18 protein-coding genes and 1 riboswitch are annotated in these 18,631 nt (G+C 36.0%); of the genes, 9 read left to right on the forward strand and 9 right to left on the reverse strand.

Translation table 11 applies throughout. From position 1 onward, the window contains the following. Nucleotides 1-38 precede the first annotated feature (38 nt). From ACIQXI_RS05970 to ACIQXI_RS05985, 4 genes are all read left to right on the forward strand, one after another. Nucleotides 39-1,895: an alpha/beta fold hydrolase gene (locus ACIQXI_RS05970; RefSeq protein ID WP_402922548.1), complete on the forward strand. Its 1,857-nt coding sequence runs from the start codon at nucleotides 39-41 to the stop codon at nucleotides 1,893-1,895. A 374-nt stretch (nucleotides 1,896-2,269) separates the two neighbouring features. Then, nucleotides 2,270-2,512 (forward strand): DUF4085 family protein, encoded by a 243-nt coding sequence (locus tag ACIQXI_RS05975; RefSeq protein ID WP_402922550.1) that lies wholly within the window; start codon nucleotides 2,270-2,272, stop codon nucleotides 2,510-2,512. 98 nt (nucleotides 2,513-2,610) lie between these two features. Beyond that, nucleotides 2,611-3,387, forward strand: coding sequence for a GNAT family N-acetyltransferase (locus tag ACIQXI_RS05980; protein WP_402922551.1), 777 nt, complete (start codon nucleotides 2,611-2,613; stop codon nucleotides 3,385-3,387). A gap of 355 nt (nucleotides 3,388-3,742) precedes the next feature. Then, on the forward strand, nucleotides 3,743-5,305 hold the full coding sequence (locus ACIQXI_RS05985; RefSeq protein WP_402922553.1) for a glycoside hydrolase family 10-like protein: 1,563 nt from the start codon (nucleotides 3,743-3,745) through the stop codon (nucleotides 5,303-5,305). Nucleotides 5,306-5,758: 453 nt separating this feature from the next. Here the strand turns inward: ACIQXI_RS05985 and ACIQXI_RS05990 are convergent, their stop codons facing one another. Then, on the reverse strand, nucleotides 5,759-6,331 hold the full coding sequence (locus ACIQXI_RS05990; protein WP_402925678.1) for an SCO family protein: 573 nt from the start codon (nucleotides 6,329-6,331) through the stop codon (nucleotides 5,759-5,761). 595 nt (nucleotides 6,332-6,926) lie between these two features. Here ACIQXI_RS05990 and ACIQXI_RS05995 point away from each other — a divergent pair. From ACIQXI_RS05995 to ACIQXI_RS06015, 5 genes are all read left to right on the forward strand, one after another. After that, a complete protein-coding gene (locus ACIQXI_RS05995; RefSeq protein WP_402922556.1) occupies nucleotides 6,927-7,262 on the forward strand; it encodes a DUF485 domain-containing protein in 336 nt (111 codons plus the stop codon). Continuing rightward, nucleotides 7,263-8,816, forward strand: a complete 1,554-nt coding sequence (locus tag ACIQXI_RS06000) for a solute symporter family protein (RefSeq protein ID WP_402922558.1) — start codon at nucleotides 7,263-7,265, stop codon at nucleotides 8,814-8,816. It abuts the gene before it with no gap. Between the two features lie 460 nt (nucleotides 8,817-9,276). Then, the gene (locus ACIQXI_RS06005) at nucleotides 9,277-9,615 is read left to right on the forward strand and encodes a DUF485 domain-containing protein (RefSeq protein WP_402922559.1); all 339 of its coding nucleotides are present in this window, start codon (nucleotides 9,277-9,279) and stop codon (nucleotides 9,613-9,615) included. Continuing rightward, on the forward strand, nucleotides 9,612-11,156 hold the full coding sequence (locus ACIQXI_RS06010) for a solute symporter family protein (RefSeq protein WP_402922561.1): 1,545 nt from the start codon (nucleotides 9,612-9,614) through the stop codon (nucleotides 11,154-11,156). The genes ACIQXI_RS06005 and ACIQXI_RS06010 overlap by 4 nt, the downstream gene beginning before the upstream one ends. A 98-nt stretch (nucleotides 11,157-11,254) precedes the next feature. Further along, complete coding sequence (locus ACIQXI_RS06015; RefSeq protein WP_402922563.1) at nucleotides 11,255-11,443, forward strand: hypothetical protein; 189 nt, start codon at nucleotides 11,255-11,257, stop codon at nucleotides 11,441-11,443. Nucleotides 11,444-11,467: 24 nt separating this feature from the next. Here the strand turns inward: ACIQXI_RS06015 and ACIQXI_RS06020 are convergent, their stop codons facing one another. The 8 genes from ACIQXI_RS06020 to ACIQXI_RS06055 all read right to left on the reverse strand — a co-directional run bounded on the left by ACIQXI_RS06020 (nucleotide 11,468) and on the right by ACIQXI_RS06055 (nucleotide 18,594). Then, complete coding sequence (locus tag ACIQXI_RS06020) at nucleotides 11,468-12,217, reverse strand: TatD family hydrolase (protein WP_402922565.1); 750 nt, start codon at nucleotides 12,215-12,217, stop codon at nucleotides 11,468-11,470. Then, nucleotides 12,207-12,956, reverse strand: a complete 750-nt coding sequence (locus ACIQXI_RS06025; RefSeq protein ID WP_402922567.1) for an ABC transporter ATP-binding protein — start codon at nucleotides 12,954-12,956, stop codon at nucleotides 12,207-12,209. Before ACIQXI_RS06025 ends, ACIQXI_RS06020 begins: the two co-directional genes overlap by 11 nt. Continuing rightward, complete coding sequence (locus ACIQXI_RS06030; protein ID WP_402922569.1) at nucleotides 12,931-13,704, reverse strand: ABC transporter permease; 774 nt, start codon at nucleotides 13,702-13,704, stop codon at nucleotides 12,931-12,933. Before ACIQXI_RS06030 ends, ACIQXI_RS06025 begins: the two co-directional genes overlap by 26 nt. Beyond that, nucleotides 13,701-13,994 carry a thiamine-binding protein gene (locus ACIQXI_RS06035; RefSeq protein ID WP_402922571.1) on the reverse strand — a complete coding sequence of 98 codons (294 nt, stop codon included), beginning with the start codon at nucleotides 13,992-13,994 and terminating at the stop codon, nucleotides 13,701-13,703. Before ACIQXI_RS06035 ends, ACIQXI_RS06030 begins: the two co-directional genes overlap by 4 nt. After that, nucleotides 13,995-14,990: an ABC transporter substrate-binding protein gene (locus ACIQXI_RS06040; RefSeq protein ID WP_402922573.1), complete on the reverse strand. Its 996-nt coding sequence runs from the start codon at nucleotides 14,988-14,990 to the stop codon at nucleotides 13,995-13,997. A 196-nt stretch (nucleotides 14,991-15,186) separates the two neighbouring features. Beyond that, nucleotides 15,187-15,298: riboswitch (TPP riboswitch) on the reverse strand. A 103-nt stretch (nucleotides 15,299-15,401) separates the two neighbouring features. Then, the gene (locus ACIQXI_RS06045; RefSeq protein ID WP_402922574.1) at nucleotides 15,402-15,962 is read right to left on the reverse strand and encodes a hypothetical protein; all 561 of its coding nucleotides are present in this window, start codon (nucleotides 15,960-15,962) and stop codon (nucleotides 15,402-15,404) included. 66 nt (nucleotides 15,963-16,028) lie between these two features. Next, nucleotides 16,029-16,955, reverse strand: coding sequence for an alpha/beta hydrolase fold domain-containing protein (locus ACIQXI_RS06050; RefSeq protein ID WP_402922576.1), 927 nt, complete (start codon nucleotides 16,953-16,955; stop codon nucleotides 16,029-16,031). Nucleotides 16,956-17,556: 601 nt separating this feature from the next. Further along, nucleotides 17,557-18,594 (reverse strand): serine hydrolase domain-containing protein, encoded by a 1,038-nt coding sequence (locus ACIQXI_RS06055; RefSeq protein ID WP_402922578.1) that lies wholly within the window; start codon nucleotides 18,592-18,594, stop codon nucleotides 17,557-17,559. Nucleotides 18,595-18,631 lie beyond the last annotated feature (37 nt).

The raw sequence follows: 18,631 nt of genomic DNA on the forward strand, positions 1-18,631 counted from the left end.
CCAAATTAGTACTAAACAGTACTATAAGGAGGAATTATATGAGAACAGTATTTTTAACTGGCGGAACAGGTTTTATTGGAAAGGAATTAGTGAAGGAATTAGCAAAAGAGCAGGTTACAATTCTTCTATTAGTGAGATCCAAAAGCAAAGCAACACGCATTTATCAAGAAAGAGGCATCTTAAATGAGGCAGTTATGCACTTTATTGAAGGTGATTTGACGAAAATAGACTTAGGTCTAAGTGCTGAAGATAGGGAGTGGGTATTGAAAACGGATGTGATTATTCACGCAGGAGGCCCCATGGATATTCAAGCGACAAGCAAAGAGGCTACTTCCGTATTTTTGAATGGTGCCAAACATATTAGTGAATTCGCTAAAAACATCCATCAATTGAAGGGATTGCAACAATTTATTCATGTTGTAGGCTATATGAGTCCCTTTGATGATAAAAATAGCAAAATTGCGATAGATGTGTTTAAAGAAGGAAACAATTTTTTGAAAATAAAAAATCCATATGAGAAAACAAAGTTTTTAGCAGATCTTTATATCCGTCAGCAGGCATCAACGATAGGTTATCCGCTTTCAGTAATTAATCCACCAACTGTAGTTGGTAGTAGTAAAACAGGGTGTACGGAGCAAACAGGAGGCTTAGGCTTGCTTGTGACGAGTATGCGAAAAGGGCTCATGCCAGTGATTCCTGGAGGTAAGAAATATAGATTACCACTTATTGCAAACGATGAACTAGCAAAGTTTATTGTGCAGGTTTTCAGATTGGAGCAACCAGCTAATCAAACATATACACTTGTTGAAGATAAACAACACGATCAAAATATTTCACAGTTATTAGATGTTATGTCAGAAAGTATGAATATGAATGCACCTAAAATCTCTGCCCCATTGCCATTTATAAAAGCACTTATGAATAGTGGCGTAAGCAAAATAACCCAAATTCCTGCTGATGGGCTAAACTTTATTACAAATCGGACATTTTCAAATGGTTCAGTGAAAAAGATTATGGGAGAAGATTGGTTTAAGGAGACAAATGTAATGAAATTTTCCCCAGCCGTAATAGCTGATCTGGATTATCGCATGATGTATCAAAATGGCCAGCACAGTCATTTGTTTAACCGAACATTATGTAACAATACTACCATTTACCAATCACAAGGAGAGGGTAAACCGTTTATTTTATTACATGGTTTATTGAGTGATGGAGAGGATTTATTTCCTTTAGGGAAAGAGCTTCATGAAAAAACGGGTCGACCTGTATGGATCATGGACCTTCCGGGTTTGGGACGTTCTCCTTTTAAACGAGAGAAAAATCTTTTAAATATCTATTTGAATGTATTGAAACAGTTATTGGAGAAAGCTACTAATGGTGCCCATCTAATTGGCCATTCATTTGGTGCGTATATTCTTTTGGAAGCATTAGTACAAAAGTACATAGATAAGAAGTATACAATTACTTTACTTCAACCACCTATTGCTAAAAAAAAGGCGAAATCGATAAATGTTCCTCAATTTATGAACAAATGGACATTGAAATTGGCAACTACTAAATCGATAGAGCGCTATTTATTAAGTAATGGTTTATTTGAAAATACGGAGAGCATCCCTGACCATTACATTGAAAAAATAAGTAGCAGTTTTACTTCTCCTAGAATTTTAAATACTACGGTTCAGCTTAACAGTTTACTATTGAAAAACGTTCAAGGTGATTTCAATGAAGTAACAAAGTTTAATCTTCACATTATTTGGGGGGATTATGACAGAGGCTATTCTGCTCCTTCGCATCTTGGTAAGGTTGATTTTGTTCCATATGGACATCATTTTCCTCTTAACCATCCGAGTGAAACGGCTAATTTGGTAATAAAAAATAGTAGTACTAGCAGATGAGAGTGTATATCCGTATCCTAAGGTAGTAAATGCGAATTGAACAAAGTATTGCTCTTTACGCATGGCAGGTAATTCCTCTTATCTTGACAAAGAATAAAGACTTTTATATGGGCAAAGGTACGCGTTTCTGAATCTCGATACGTCCCATAGATCTAACATTATTTTAAAAATTAGTTAATTACCTCAGTTGAAGTATTAAGAAAAGATAAAGAGCACCATTTACCAGATGATTTTTTAAACGGATTCGTTGGCATAATGTTATTCAACTAACGGCAGTTTTGTTGAATAACTTGTATTTAAATTATTTAGTTATTTATGTTATAAATAACTAAATATACAAGAAAAGCAGTTGAACAATTTCGCTAAATTTCTTAGTGTATACGAAATTAACCTTAGATAATTCAGGTGGTTTTACAGATGTAGATGAAGTAACCTTTGAAAATTTTCATCTAATAAAACAAGATGGTTTATTAGAAAATACATGGTGGTTGTATGAGGAAGTGTATAAAGTTAATAATCAATACGAATTTCATGCATTATTAGAAAATGGAAAGAACGAGTTAAAGGATTTTATTATTTCCGCTGAACGGGTTTACTTTACACGTAAAGACTTATAGTCGAATGTCTTCTTTTAAAATAATTGGTACTATTTTATCTGTAAATTAATGGAATTAATTTCACTAAATAAAGAATTTTTAAAATATAGGGGGCGCCCATGGATAAAAATGCATTAATCTCACTATTCCACAAAGAACTTCGACAAGAGGCTCAAGTAAAAGGTTACATAAGAGAGGAAACAGAACATGTCGTGCGTCACATTTCACAGTTTGGTGAAAAAGGGTTTATTGTCTCATCTAATATAAACGAAAGTGATGTAAGAGAAATTATTAAGAACGAGTTAAACTATTTTAGTAACCTTGAGCAAGATTTTGAGTGGAAGGTGTATAACTACGACAAGCCTGCTAATTTGAAAGATATTCTTGTACAAGAAGGATTCACAGTAGATGACCGTGAAGCACTAATGGTCATGAAGTTAGATGAACAGCATCCCTTGCTTAATCATGACCAACACGTCAATTTAAAGGAAATAACAGATGAACAGGGCATTCAAGACATTATTGTTCTAGAAGATGCCATCTGGAATGTACCGCATGCTGAGCTTGGAGAAAGACTTTGGAGAGATAAACAGAATAATCCTGAATCCCTATACCTTTATGGAATTTATGAAGATGGTCAGCTTGTAAGTGCAGCTTGGATGTATTTAGAAGAACACTCCTCCTTCGCCAGCTTATGGGGAGGTTCAACACTACCGTTGTTCCGAGGAAAAGGTTATTATACAGCACTTTTAGCTACTCGCGCAAAAAAGGCATATGAAAATGGGCATCCTTTCCTTACTGTTGACGCCAGTTCAATGAGTAGGCCTATCTTAGAAAAGAGTGGTTTTCTATGTCTTGCATACTCTTATGGCTGCCAGTCACCCTCTACCAAGTAGAATCCGTTAAAGGGTGCGTTAGTTGAATATGCGCTTTCCGAAATAATCAATTTTTTTTATGGTCCACTTTATCACACAAACTTAACAATTGACCAAATGATTGGAAATAGAAATTACCAGTGAAGGGAGAATGATTGGGTATTTATGGTATTATATAGTGAGCGAAGAAACAGAATAAAATTTTCCACCGAGCTTCGCAAACAATTAAAATTATCAATTGGGGGGTCCTGCCAACAAAATTTAGAAGGATAATCAGTTCCTACTTTTATAGAATAGGCTGAAACGGTACTTACTTAGGTTATAGTAACAGCTAGGTTTGAATAGCTGACAATTAAAAGGAGAGATTTCAATATTTATGTTTAAAAATTTTTTTGGAAAGTGCATAGTAACTTTTTTTGTTTTACTTCTACTTATTCCTGGTTTTACAAATCAAAAGGCTACAGCTAATTCACTACCTCAAAATGAAATGCGTGCAGCCTGGATTGCAACAGTTTCTAATATTGATATGAAGGCAGGTATGAATAAAACCCAATATACTCAATGGGTTCAAAGTACCTTAGACAAATTAAAAGCTAATAACTTTAATACAGTTATTTTTCAAGTTAAGCCATTAAATGATGCACTGTACCCATCTAAGCTTGCTCCATGGTCATCGTATATAACAGGCAAGACACAAGGGACCAATCCGGGTTTTGATCCATTGCAAATAATGCTGGACGAAGCACATAAGCGAGGATTAGAACTTCATGCTTGGGTAAACCCATATAGGGTCACGATGCCATCGCAATCTTTGTCTAATCTTGCTGCCGATAATGTAGCCCGTAAAAATTCTAATTGGGTAGTGAAATACGGTAAACAATACTATTTAGATCCTGGTTTGCCGGAAGTTCAAAATTACTTATTATCAACCATAGAAGAATTAGTAAGCAACTATGATATCGACGCAGTACATATGGATGATTACTTCTATCCTTATAAAATAAAAGGAGAGACTTTTCAAGATCAACAAACTTTTAAAAAGTATGGTGGCTCATTCAAAAATATTGAAGACTGGCGCAGAAATAATGTTAATGAATTAGTTAAAAAGGTTTATGCAAGCATTAAGGCAATTAAACCACATGTTCAATACGGAATATCTCCGTTTGGAATTTGGCGAAACAAAAAGCAAGATTCTACTGGTAGTAACACGAATGGAATGAGTAACTACGATGATCTTTATGCTGATACAAGACAGTGGATTAAAGATGGTAGTATCGATTATATTGCGCCTCAAATCTATTGGTCTAGAAATCATAAAGCAGCAAATTACTCGGTTTTATTAGATTGGTGGGGAAAAGAAGTTCAAACGTACGCAAAAGTCCATCCTGTTAATCTATATATTGGCATGGCCAATCATAAAGTTGGAAATGATTCTGATACTGCGTGGAATAATAAGACGGAACTTATAAGCCAAGTAAACGCCAACAGAGCAAATAATAATGCTCAAGGACAAATGCATTTTTCACTAAGAAGTATTAACAATAACGCTCTTGGACATGCTTCTTATCTAAATCAGCAACTATACAATTATAAAGCTTTAACACCTTCAATTGATTGGAAAGACTCTGCAATACCTTTACGTCCAACTGATGTTAAATTGAGTAAAGAGTCTTCCGGCATGAAGCTTACTATTACAGATGAAAATAATACTCAACCAAGGAAATATGTAATATATCGATTTGATGGAACAAAAGAAGGATCATATGAAGACGTTAAAAATATAGTGGACGTAGTTTATAACACACAAGGTAATACGATTTATGTAGATACTAAGGCAAATAAGAGTAAAGTATACACATATGGTATAAAGTCTTTATCTGCTACAGGTGTGGAAAGTAAAACTGCTTTTGTTCTAAAAGACGGAATTCCTTACCAGTAGCAATAGAGTCAACAGCTGATTCTAAACACAAAAATCCATCAAACCCAATAACACTAAAGTCTCAGGAAAAACTTAAAAGTATTCCTGGGACGTTTAGTAAAGAGCTGAACATATCAAACTGAAAAATTTAATGGAAACACCCTCGTAACTATAGCTTACGAGGGTGTTTCCATTAGTTAGTTAAACGCAAAGCAACATTATACTGCGTGAAGATATATATGATTTTCACATCAGTAAGGGCAGGTTACGAACCGTCAAGCATGAGAAAATTTATGTTGTATCGTTAATGGTAGTTATCGTATGTAAGCCTTCCTCCTAGCCAAATAATTTTAGTTTACATAATATAAATTATAGGAAGTTACGTTTCATTGAAAAGTATACTTATGATAGTGAGATGAAACGAAGAAATAAACTCAGATGGTCGTTCATTCATCTGAGTTTATTTAAAGCTATTTATTTTTTCGTTAAAGCTTTAATATCTGCTACGATTGTTTCTACTGGTACATTTGAAGCGCCGTCATAATCTTTTACGACAACACCATCAGCATTTACTAAATAAAAGCTTCCCATATGTACAACTTGATCGGAATTCGGATCATTTTTCACTATCGAATTAAATGATTTTCTGGCAAATTGCTCAATATATTGCTGCTTATAGCCTGTTAGTAACTGCCATTTACTATCATCAACAACTGAATATGTTTTTAAATAATTTTTTAAAACATCGGGTGCATCCACTTCAGGATCTACACTGAATGCTACGATTTGATAATCATTTACACCTTCATCTTTTAATGATTTTTGTACATCAGCCATATTAAATGTCATCGGCGGACAAATCGAATTACAATTTGTAAAAATAAACATAGCTAACCAAGGCTTGCCTTTTAAACTATCTAAGCTTACTTGCTCATTGTTTTGATTTGTAAATGAGAAATCTTCCACATCAATACTCATTTTAGGTTCAAATTTATAACTGCCACATGCCGCCAAAATACTGCTTAATACTAGTAACCCAACTAGCATTAATTTTTTCTTTCCAACCAAATTGCACACTTCCCTCCAATTATTTCATCATTTTTAATTGTATAAATTATAGAATACAAATACAAGATAATGAGCTTGAATCAATTCCTCTTTTAGTCATTTGCTCTTTATTTGTATGTTTTTAGTAATTAACGACCTATTCTATGCAAAAAAACAAAAAAATTTTTTAGCATTTTCTTACTAAAATTTCATATTTCCTAGTATATTTTAAGTTGTTATATAACAATCAATTTTGGTATTTTCCTTTTTTAAAATAATCTATAGAAAAATAATGAAAGCAACAATTTTCTCTTTCGCGCTTAATTTTTCTCCCACATTCGATTTTATTAGCGATATATTATTAATAAAATACTATTTTGAAAGCTAAAACTGATCTTTTTCAAACAAAGATTTTCTAATAAAACCTTATTATTTCTATGTTATTTCAATAATCTAAATTTAACTAAAAATTTAAAAAACTAAAAATTTAGTATTGCATTATAGGTTTCTTCCTCATAAAATAAGTGAATATAGCGACCAGCAAAAAGAAATATATCGCTTAAAACAGAATTTAATAACTTTAGGGGGAATAATAATGGCGAATGTTACGGACAACAAAAACGTCCAATCAGTTGACTATAATGCAATTGAAGCTATGGAATCGTTCAACATTTTCGTGAAAAAGAAAAATACCTTTCTTTTCTCGATTACAGCAGGGTTTTTAATTCTTTATATCTTGCTACCCATCCTTGCTTTCCAGCCTGTACTACAACAAAAAATCATTGGTAGCATAACAGGCGTTTGGATTTATTCTGCAGCATTATTTATCATGACCATTGTGCTTTGTACAGTATATGTAAAAAAAGCGGCTTCATTCGATAAAGCAGCTGCTGCAGTTCTTGCTGAGTATCAAGCGAAAGGTGGAAAATAAATGAATTTGGTCTCAATAGGATTCTTCTTAGGAATCGTAGGATTAACATTAGTCGTGACATATATTGCAGCGAAACGCACTTCTTCGGCAAGTGATTTCTACACTGCGGGCGGTGGTTTAAAAGGTTGGCAAAACGGCTTTGCGATTGCTGGGGATTACTTATCAGCTGCAGCATTTCTAGGGGTTTCTGGTGCTATTGCTTTAACAGGTTTTGATGGTTTCTTCTTCTCAGTTGGTTATGTTGTTGCGAACTTAGTTTTACTCTATGTAATAGCTGAACCAATGCGTAATCTAGGTCGCTATACGTTAGCTGATATGTTAACTGCTCGTTTTAATGAAAAGCGAATTCGTGGTGTAGCTGCTACTGGCACAATTATTATCGTTATTCTCTATATGATCGCTCAATTAGTTGGTGCCGGCGCACTTATTAAATTATTATTTGGTATTGAGTACTGGATTGCGGTGTTAATTGTAGGGGTTATGATGACTACATATGTATTATTTGGTGGTATGACAGCAACTTCTTGGGTTCAAATTATTAAAGCTGGACTGTTATTATTCGGGACAGGCCTATTAGCAACACTTGTCCTGATGAAATTTGACTTTTCGTTAGTGAAAATGTTTGATACAATTTCCGCCGACCATGGCGACAAATTTTTAGTGCCTGGTATGAAGTACTCAAGCTCAATTGACTCTGTGTCAATGATGATGGCGCTTGTATTAGGTACATCAGGTTTACCACATATTTTAATGCGCTTCTTTACAGTTAAAGATGCCAAAACAGCTCGTGCTTCTATTTCTTGGACAACTTGGATTACAGCTATTTTCTTTTCCTTAACAATTTTCTTAGGTTTCGGTGCGATGCACTTTGTAGGTCTAGATAAAATCATCGCTGAAAGCAAAGCTGGAAATACAGCTGCCCCACTTTTAGCTGAATTCCTAGGTGGCGATGTATTAATGTCATTCATCTGTGCAGTTGCTTTCGCAACGATTTTAGCGGTTGTTTCAGGCTTAGTTTTAACAGGTGCTTCTGCTATTTCTCATGATATTTATGGTGAAATTATTAAAAACGGTAAATTAACTGAGAAACAACAAGTTGTTGCGGCTCGTACAGGTTCTATTTCGATTGCCATTATTTCTATTATTCTTGCGTTGTTTGCACAAAGCTTAAATGTTTCATTTTTAGTATCGTTTGCATTCTGTATCGGCGCTTCTGCAAACTTACCAGTTATTTTATACACTATCTATTGGAAAAAGTTTAATTCAACTGGTGCTGTTACTGCAATGGTAACTGGTTTAGTATCATGCTTAATTTTAGGCGCAATGGGCCCGAACGTATGGAGTCCGATTGAAGGTGCTGCCATATTTGTTGGCGAGCCATTGGTGCCTCTGGCAGTTCCAGCTATCATTACAATCCCGCTAGGCTTTATTGCCGGTTATTTAGGTTCAGTTCTTTCCGCTAGCAAAGTTTCTCAAGCTGAAGCAGATCGTATTTACAAAGAGATACGTGTAAAAGCTAATACCGGTGTATCTGTATCGGATATTTCTCATTAATAGATTTATATCGTAATTTTTTATCAACTATTAATAAAAAGACTCGACTTCGGTCGGGTTTTTTCTGTTTTTTACGTTTAAAATGCAAACATTTTACTTATCGAACAATACTATTCCTTTTCCAAATTTAAGAAAATATCCATTTTCCACTAGATTAATAGTGTTTATTTTTTCTGGAAAAAACGTATTTTTTCTCGGTTATTACAACCTCATTTTTGTCAAGAAGCTAGTAATATCCTTGCTTCATTGATTTATCTGAATATTCCAAAACCCTTTAATTTCTAGGCTTTGTCATGTATTTTCTGTTTAAAGACTATTTTTGCGGAAATTTTTTTTCCATAATTTTTCTGAAATGTATTGCAATTTTGTGAACTGTCTCATAAAATTAAGATGTGAATTCACTAAAGTAGCAAAATTCAGTATTTAAGCAGTAAAAATAAACACAAAATGGGGAATGTTTATGGCGAACAATCAAGCAAGCAAAAGCATTGTAATTGATTATGATGCAATTGCCAAACAAGAATCGTTTAAAGCACTCGTTAAGAGAAAGAATGCCTTTCTTTGGTCAATCACTGCATTTTTCTTAGCGGCTTATATGCTTCTTCCGATTCTTACATCTTACACAACAATCCTACACCAAAAAGCTTTTGGGGAAGTTACTTGGGTATGGATTTATGCAGCAGGATTATTCATTATGACTTGGTGCTTATGTCACCTATATGTTGCGAAAGCAAATAGCTTTGACAAAGAAGCAAAAGCAATTATCGCTGAATATGAAAACGGAGGTGGCCGCCTATGAGCCCAATAGCAATATTCTTCTTCGTAGCAATCGTTGGTCTTACATTAGTTATTACATGGTGGGCATCTAAACGTACATCATCTGCGACAGACTTTTATACTGCAGGCGGCGGCTTAACTGGCTGGCAAAATGGACTAGCTATTGCTGGTGACTACTTATCAGCAGCTTCTTTCTTAGGGATCGCTGGTGCTGTAGCATTATTCGGATTTGATGGATTCTTCTTCTCTATCGGTTATTTAGTAGCATACTTAGTGGTTCTTTATATTGTAGCTGAGCCATTACGTAACCTTGGTAAATTCACATTGGCTGACATGATTACAGCACGTTTTAATAATTCTAAAGTTCGTGGTACAGCAGCTTTAAGTACTATTACAATTGTTTTATTCTACATGATTGCACAACTTGTTGGTGCAGGCGCACTTATTCAATTACTTCTAGGTATCGACTATTGGGTTGCGGTTTTAATTGTAGGTGTTATGATGACGACTTACGTTTTATTTGGCGGTATGACTGCAACTTCTTGGGTTCAAATTATTAAGGCCTGTCTATTAATGTTAGGTACGGTTATTATTTCGTTCTTAGTATTAAAAGAGTTCGGCTTCAGTATTGCTACAATGTTCAAAGATATGTCTACTGCTACTGATAGCGGTGCGGCATACTTAAATCCAGGACTGAAGTATACTGATGGTCTTGATACAATTTCAGTGTTAATTGCACTTGTATTAGGTACTGCGGGTCTTCCACATATCTTAATGCGTTTCTTCACAGTAAAAGACGCAAAAACAGCTCGTTCTTCAGTAATCTGGGCAACTTGGATTGTAGGTATTTTCTATGTATTAACAATTTTCCTAGGTTTCGGTGCAGCTGCATTCGTTGGGAAAGAAAACATTATTGCAGCAAACGCGGCTGGTAACATGGCTGCTCCACTACTTGCAGAAGCACTTGGTGGAGACATTCTATTCTCATTCGTTTGTGCGGTAGCATTCGCAACTATCTTAGCGGTAGTAGCAGGCCTTGTTCTTTCTGGTGCATCTGCCCTATCACATGATATTTATGGTCAAATCATTAAAAAAGGTAAAGTGACAGAAAAAGAACAAGTTCTTGCGGCTCGTATTGGTTCAATCACAATCGCTGTCGTATCAATTCTTCTTGCTCTTGGTGCACAAACGTTAAACGTAGCGTTCTTAGTATCACTAGCATTCTGTATTGCAGGATCGTCTAACTTACCAGTAATTATTTACACGATTTATTGGAAACGCTTTAATACTGCAGGTGCAGTAACTGCGATGTTAACAGGTTTAATTTCTGCTTTAATACTTGTTGCTGTATCTCCAAATGTTTGGAATCCAGTTGAAGGAAAAGCAATCTTCGTTGGTAATCCATTAATTATGTTAACGAATCCAGCAATAATCTCTGTTCCACTAGGCTTCCTAGGTGGATTCATTGGAACTTTACTATCTAAAGAATCTGATGAAGCAAAATATCGTGAAGTTGATGTTAAAGCAAATACAGGTATTTCTGTACAGGATGTATCTCACTAATATGATAACGTAAAACCTCGTAGGCTTATAGCTTACGAGGTTTTACTTTCCTCACCTTTTTCGGTAATATATTGGTAATATGAAATGGAGTGATTATGATGGCATTTTCTAAAGCAAAAAAGAAACGTATGCATTTAAAACGTACGCAAGGCAAGGATGTTGAGAAAAAACGTCAAACTTCCCCTTTTAGTACGCATGAGCGCGTGACAAAAACAAAACGGGCAACACTAGAACATATTCGAACAAAACATAGGAAACAGCCACAAGGAGATGATGACTCGCTCTAAATGTGGCTGTTTTTGGTCCTATCCTTATATTTCATAAAATAATTTCGTGTTTTCAGTCACTTTCTGCCCCGCTTCTTGCACTGTAATCCCTTTAAGCGACGCAATGACATCGATTGTTTTAGCCATCATACACGGAGAGGTACGAGCATTTTCAAAAGGTCCTTCAAATGGCCAAGGTCCATCCGTCTCTACCATCATTAGTTCCAATGGATAACTTTTTATTAACGTTTGAATCTCCGCTTCATATACACAATCCGGAGTAATGGAAATAAAATAGCCATTATGTATCATGCGCTCAATTGCCTCTTCACTTCCTTTAAACCAATGAAAATGTGCTTTCGTTACAGCATGTCGCTCAAGCAAATCACAAGCGATGAGCGCATCCTCATAAACAGCATGTAAAACAATCGGTTTGTGAAGCTCTTTTGCTAACTGAATAAATTGATCTAACAGTTCAATATAAGGACGCTCATCAAGTACTTGAGCCTGTTTTCGATAATAAGGTAAGCCAACCTCGCCAATCGCAACCATATCCTCTGCATGAAGCCGTATCCAATTGAAAAGTGCTTGTTTATCATGGTCACTAGGTAACGACTGCTCAGGATGAAAACCATACGCCGCCTTGACCTTCGTAAATAAATTGGATAACGTCAACGTTTTCTCACACGATTGCAAATCTGTACTCACCGCAATCACAAATTGCGCTTCTTCAAGTAGCTTTGGTACATCCTCTTCCTTATACTGATCTAAATGAATATGAGCATCAATCAACATAACTATCGTCCTTTTCTTCTTTAAGATAATGAAACAATTGTTTTTTTAATTGTGTAAATTGTACACTATGTCGAATTTCCTCTGAGCGAGGTCGCGCAAATGGCACAATAATTTCCTCTTTCAGCGTAGCTGGACGTTTCGTTAAGACAATGATGCGGTCTGCTAAAAATAGCGCTTCTTCAATACTATGGGTCACAAACAGAATTGATTTTTTATATTCTTCCCATATAGATAACAGCCAAGCTTGCATTTCTAATCTTGTAAACTCATCGAGTGCTGAAAACGGTTCATCTAAGCACAAAATCGGTTTCTCGCTTACGATGGCACGCAGAAAAGATACACGTTGTTGCATGCCCCCTGATAAAGCATGCGGATAGGCTTGAGCAAATGAAGCAAGTCCCACCTTTTCTAGCCAAGTTTGTGCAAGCTCTATATTCGGTCGATGATGCAGTTCTTCCACAAGCATGACATTTTCTAATATGGTGCGCCACGGTAATAAGCAAGGTTGCTGCGGCATATAGCCAATAGTGCCTGATTTTTGTTGAATGTCTTCTCCATTTAACAAAATTGCCCCGTGATCCACATAGGTAATACCACCAATTAATTGAAAGAGCGTGCTTTTCCCACTCCCTGAGGGGCCAATGATTGCCACAAATTCTCCTTCCTTAACCGTAAAGGATAAATTCCGAACAACTTCAAGCGAACCAAACGATTTAGATATGTCGTGAATGTTCAGCATGTGATCCTCTCCCCTTTACTAAAAGCTTCTCTAACAAACGAATACTGCTAAATAACAACAAACTCAATAACACAATCGCAAAAATTGCTACAAATACCCGGTCTGTGCGAAACGATGATTGTGCAAGGGTCATGTAAACACCGATGCCCTTTTTCGCACCAAGCCATTCTGCAATCACGGCCCCCATGACACTATACGTCGCCGCAATTTTAATGCCTGAAAATATAGATGGATACGCAAACGGCCATTCTAACTTCCAAAAGGTTTGTCGCTTTGTCGCCCCAATCATTGCAAAATAATGCTTTAGCTCAGGTGATGTTTGCCGAAAGCCATCCATGGCTGCAATCACGATAGGGAAAAAGCACACGAGGCAAATAATAATTAGCTTGGGTAACAGCCCAAAACCAAACCAAATAATTAATAATGGCGCAAGTACAAGCACAGGCACATTTTGCGATACAATTAAAATAGGATAGACAAATGCCCGCATTGTAGCGGAACGATGTAATAGCACCGCAACACTTAAACCACATACAATGCCGATTACTAGACCTAGTAAGGCAAGCTGTATAGTAGCGAGCACATGAGGCATAAAGGTTTGCAAAGAGTGAATACCCTCAACCGCAATGGCACTTGGTGCTGGCAACAACCATTGCGGAATATTAGCTAAACGTATGATAACCTCCCAGATGACTAACAGGAAGGCGATAAAAATAATCGACCTTCCTTTCATGAGAATTTGCCTCATCCGCGGTATTTCTCCGTTAATGTTCCCATCGAAATACCTGCTGGCTGATATAAAATTTTTACTTGTGTAATAACATTGATGGCACCTAGTTCAATCATTTTTTTATTCATGTCTTCTATAATTTGCAGCAAAGTAGATAATTCACCTTCCATCGTCGTTTCAAGTGGGTGAACCTCATAGTGCACACCTGATGCATCGATTACCGCAATCGCAGCATCAACATATGGAATGACATCCTCATATTTTTCTGTTTTCGGTATAATTTGTACACTAATTAATGAATTCGCCATTTATTTTGCTCCTTTCGTTGGTAAAAAATCATTGGTAAAGGCTTGCTCAGCATGGAACTCGCCTTCTAAAACATTGTTTTTTGTCATCCAGTCTGCATAGTTTTCCCAAACGGATAACTTTTGTTCGCCCCATTGCGTTGCATCATCTTGATATTTATTTGCTAACCATTCCTGACTTTTATGCACAAGTGCTTTATCTAAATCAGGAACCGCTTCAAGTAATAGATCAGCCGCTTCACTTGGGTGCTCAATTGCATATTCATAACCTTTAGCCGATGCCGCAACAAATGCCTTTACGACGTCCGGATTTTCTTTTATCATTTTTTCATTCGTAGCTAGTACCGGTGTATAATAATCAAGTTGCTTACTATAGTCAGTCAAATACTGCATATTTATTGTTTCCCCACGAAGTTCTGCCTCAATCCCTGTCCAAGCATAAAAAATCCACGCAAAATCAATATCCTTCTGCATCATGGTAAAAAAGTCTAAATCGCCTGCATTGACGATATCTAATTGATTGATATCCGCATTTGCTGTTTGCATAAGTGATTGTAAAACAGCTTGTTCTAATGGCGCACCCCAGCCTCCGTAAGTTTTTCCTTCATAGTCTTTAGGTGACGTAATGCCCTTTGATGCAACAGATGCAAAGCCAGACGTATTATGTTGAATAATGGCTGCAATCGACACAAGCGGCACGTCTTGTACACGTGCTTGCGTAATACCTTCCTGGTAGCTTACGCCAAATTGTGCTTTACCGGATGCTACAAGCTGATCAGCACCCGCTTCTCCAGGTAAAATAATGTCTACGTCTAAGCCTTGCTCTTTAAAATAGCCCAACTTTTTCGCAACGTACAGTCCTGTATGATTGGTATTAGGTGTCCAGTCCAGGACGACCGATACCTTTTTTAATGAATTTGTTTCCTCTTTGTCTGCTTTTTCGCTACAACCAACTAATGTTAACAGTGCAGCAATGACAACGAATAACCATTTTTTCATGCTGTCTCCTCCAAGTTTAATAATTTGAAAGTGTTCATGATTGAATGTCATCACCAGTAGAAAACGTATTCTCAGCATTGTTGCACACGCTTGTTGCGGATTATAGGTGTGTTGTGGGTAAATTCCTGTCTAAACAAAAAAACGCCTAGGAATTATCCCAGACGTTTGCAAACGGTATCAAAAAAATGTGTACAATTATTTTTGAATAGATGTTCCCTACGCTGGTACGAGCCAAATCAGGTTCAAAGGGTCAGCATCTAAACGGATGCACTCTCAGCTGGCAACTTCCAGCCCCCCTACATTCTTTACTTATGAACTTTTCGAAGATTATTATACCCATATCTATCGTAAAAAGACAAGCTAGTAATTTTTAAGTAATAATAAAGGTATCAGTGATCACCTATAATCAATCTATTTCAACTTTTTTCTTTTATGGACTATGAAATATACAATCATGGCAATAACTATTGCCGAAGTTGCCCAAACATATAGTTGATTTCTATTATATTGACTACTCAAATTAACTTCTTCTATAGGAGGCTGTCCTGCTCCAAGTATCTCTAAATCTTCCTGTGAAGTACTCAATATATTCGTACGATCACAAGTGACTGTTACAAGCGATTTTCCCCCATATACACTTGAGTCATCAGCATAAACCAAATATTCTTGTCCTTTTATAAAAGGATAGCCACAATCCCCATCACCTTGACCAGTACTAAGAATTAGTTGCGATTGTTTAACACCCTTCCATGTGTTCGTTACTTCAAAGAGAACAGAATGTAATGTATAGCCTTTTAAACTTCTTTTCTCTTTTATTTCAATAACCTTCCCACTAAATACGGCTATTGAACGTTCGAATTCTTGTTCAACACTTGGTAAATCGGCACACGAACAAGCACTTGTTATCGAAGGAAAAGATACTATCATAAAAATGAAAACTAGAAATATCATTGCCTTTTTCACATATATCATCTCAATTTCCCCATGGTCATCTAATTCTAATATTTTATACTATACCCCTTTATTGTCGACCCTTCCTTAGTCATTAATAATATGAATAATTTTTTGGTGAGCATCTAAAGCTTCAGGAATTGGCATCACAACAAACACATGAAGCATGTTTGGGTAAACATAAGTGTTTATAGCAATTCCTTGTTTAGTAAGTTTTTCATCAAAGGTCATGGCATCCGGATATAGCGCTTCATGTGTACCAATAAAATGAGTAATCTTCGCAACTCCTTGAAAGTCACCGTAAATTGGACTAATTAATGGGTCCGATAAACTTTTATCAGCTGCCCATAGCTTTGTAATGACTTCCATTCCTTCACGAGCTAAAAGCGGATCCTTTTCATCATATTCAGGTAAAAGCGGGTTGCTCAAAGTCATATCAACACAGGCAGATAATAAAATAATATCTTTCGGTTGAGGCAGGTCTTCCAACTTTAAAAGTTGGGCTAGTGCAAGCGCAATATTTCCGCCAGAAGAATCGCCCATAAGGGTCACTTGATTTGCGCTTTCAACCGTTCTAACTATTTCTTTATATAGGTGGAGGATTTTCGGATAAGTATCCTTATAGTTAAAATGAGGTACTTTTGGATAAATAGGCGCAATAATTTTGGCATCTAAGGATTGTGCCATGTTATCCATAAACATCCAGTGCAAATCCAAAGGTTGACTTGTCCAAGCACCACCATGTAAATAGAGAATCACTTTTTGATTTGAGGACATTTGATTATTTAATGTGAAGACCTGGATGCCCTCGAACGACATCTCCTGAATATCACTTGCAAATTTAACATCTTTGCCAATAGCATAAGGTATCGTATTTTCAGTTCCTCTTTGCTTAAGGAAGCTTTTAGTGTTTTCAATAGTAGAAAAACTTTTCTTATTCCCCTGAGCAGCTATCCATTTTGCAAATTGAATACTTTCTTCGGATTGTTCTTCATGATAAATTTCTACACTCATTTGTTTCTCTCCCTTTAAACTATTTCTTGTTCATGCTGCTTCATAACACTGAATGATGTAAATTTGCCGAAATGGCACTTCTAAAAATTGAGCACTATCTTTCAATATGATTGGTATTCCACTAATAAAACTGTTAGAACAAATAATCCTAAAAAAGACAAAGTCCTACCTTCTTACTGTTTAAGTAAAATCTTTTTTAACCCTTACTTGATTTTAACATAATTAGCCAATTTCAGTTTTAATAATTACCATTCTCGTTTAATGAAGGTGAGAAGTTAAGACTACGAAATTCCACATTTTTAGTGGCAAAATGAATAAAAAATGAGCCCGGAATTGTATCTCCAAGCCCATGTGTATACTACTTATTAGATTTGTTCAGACATTATAAATCCACACATGTAAGTGCACATTTTGTTCTTGTAAATACCATCCTGATTTTTCATAAAAATCATTTTATGAAATGATAGGTAATTCATTTATCGTGTCTAGCATCTTTTATAATAACCCTTGCCCCCGATAATTTTCACTAATCGCAAATTGATACAAAGATAATTTGAGCTGGGCTTGCTTAGGATAGCTGCATAGTTCCCCCTTAACTCTTTTAAGACAAAAAAGAGTTATAAATTTCTCCTATAATACCCTCGAGTTGATGGACACCTAATTCTGTATTCGTCATTATTACTACACCTTTCTCTAAATAAGGAAAAGCCACCATCATACATTGAGAACCTACTCCCCACCCAAGTGATGTAATTTCTAATTCATTTTCAGCGCCTTCAAGAAACACACCTAATCCAGTCCAACTCTTACCTCTTTGCGGGGTTATCATTTCTTTAGCTAAACTTTCAGAAATGCCTAACTTACTTTCTCCTTGAATAGCATTCATTAACTCAATAACTAATGCAGCTAAATTCAAAGAAGTTGTCCATAATCCAGAAGCGGCTGGATAAGGATATATAGGATACTTTCCATCTATCAATTCACCTTTTTTGTTGTGACCACAAGAACAATTTGGTGCGTCTACTTCCAACATCGTCATATTGATATGGCTATTTGATAAACCTAATGGATTAAATATTTGCTCATTCATAACTTGCTGAAACGGTTTTTCAGTAACGTCTTCTATCAGTTGCTGAATGATACAAAAACCTGCATCTGAGTAATGGAATTCACTTTCCGGTTCACACTTGACGTCAATGGGAGTTGTACAATAAGGCGTTTGCCCCTCTAATAATTCAACCATCGTAGGAATCCCAATGTCAGAATTTAGTTCTGGAAAACTTCCTTCAGGGTCTTGAATGCCAGATTGATGACTTAGTAAGTTCCTCAAAGTCACTTTTTTATTTTTTGTCCAATCATTTTCTGGTACTTTCCACGATATAAGGCTATCATTCACATTGTTATCTAAGTCAAGAAGTCCATCCTCTACTAGCTTGATAACAAGGATTCCTGTTAAGAACTTACTAATTGAACACGCACTAAAAATAGAATCTTCATTTGTTTTTCTATTGCAACCCACTTCTAATATACCGAAATTTTCTGCTCCACAAATTTTACCGTCCTCAAGCCATGTGATACTTAAACCTTGGACATTATAGTGTTTCATTCGTTCTTCAATGTCGATGTTTTTTAACTTCATAATGCTCCCCCTTGCTCGTATAATCCAATAAATCATA

Origin of the sequence: Lysinibacillus sp. NPDC097195 (assembly GCF_044762075.1) — a bacterium.
Lineage (GTDB): Bacteria > Bacillota > Bacilli > Bacillales_A > Planococcaceae > Lysinibacillus.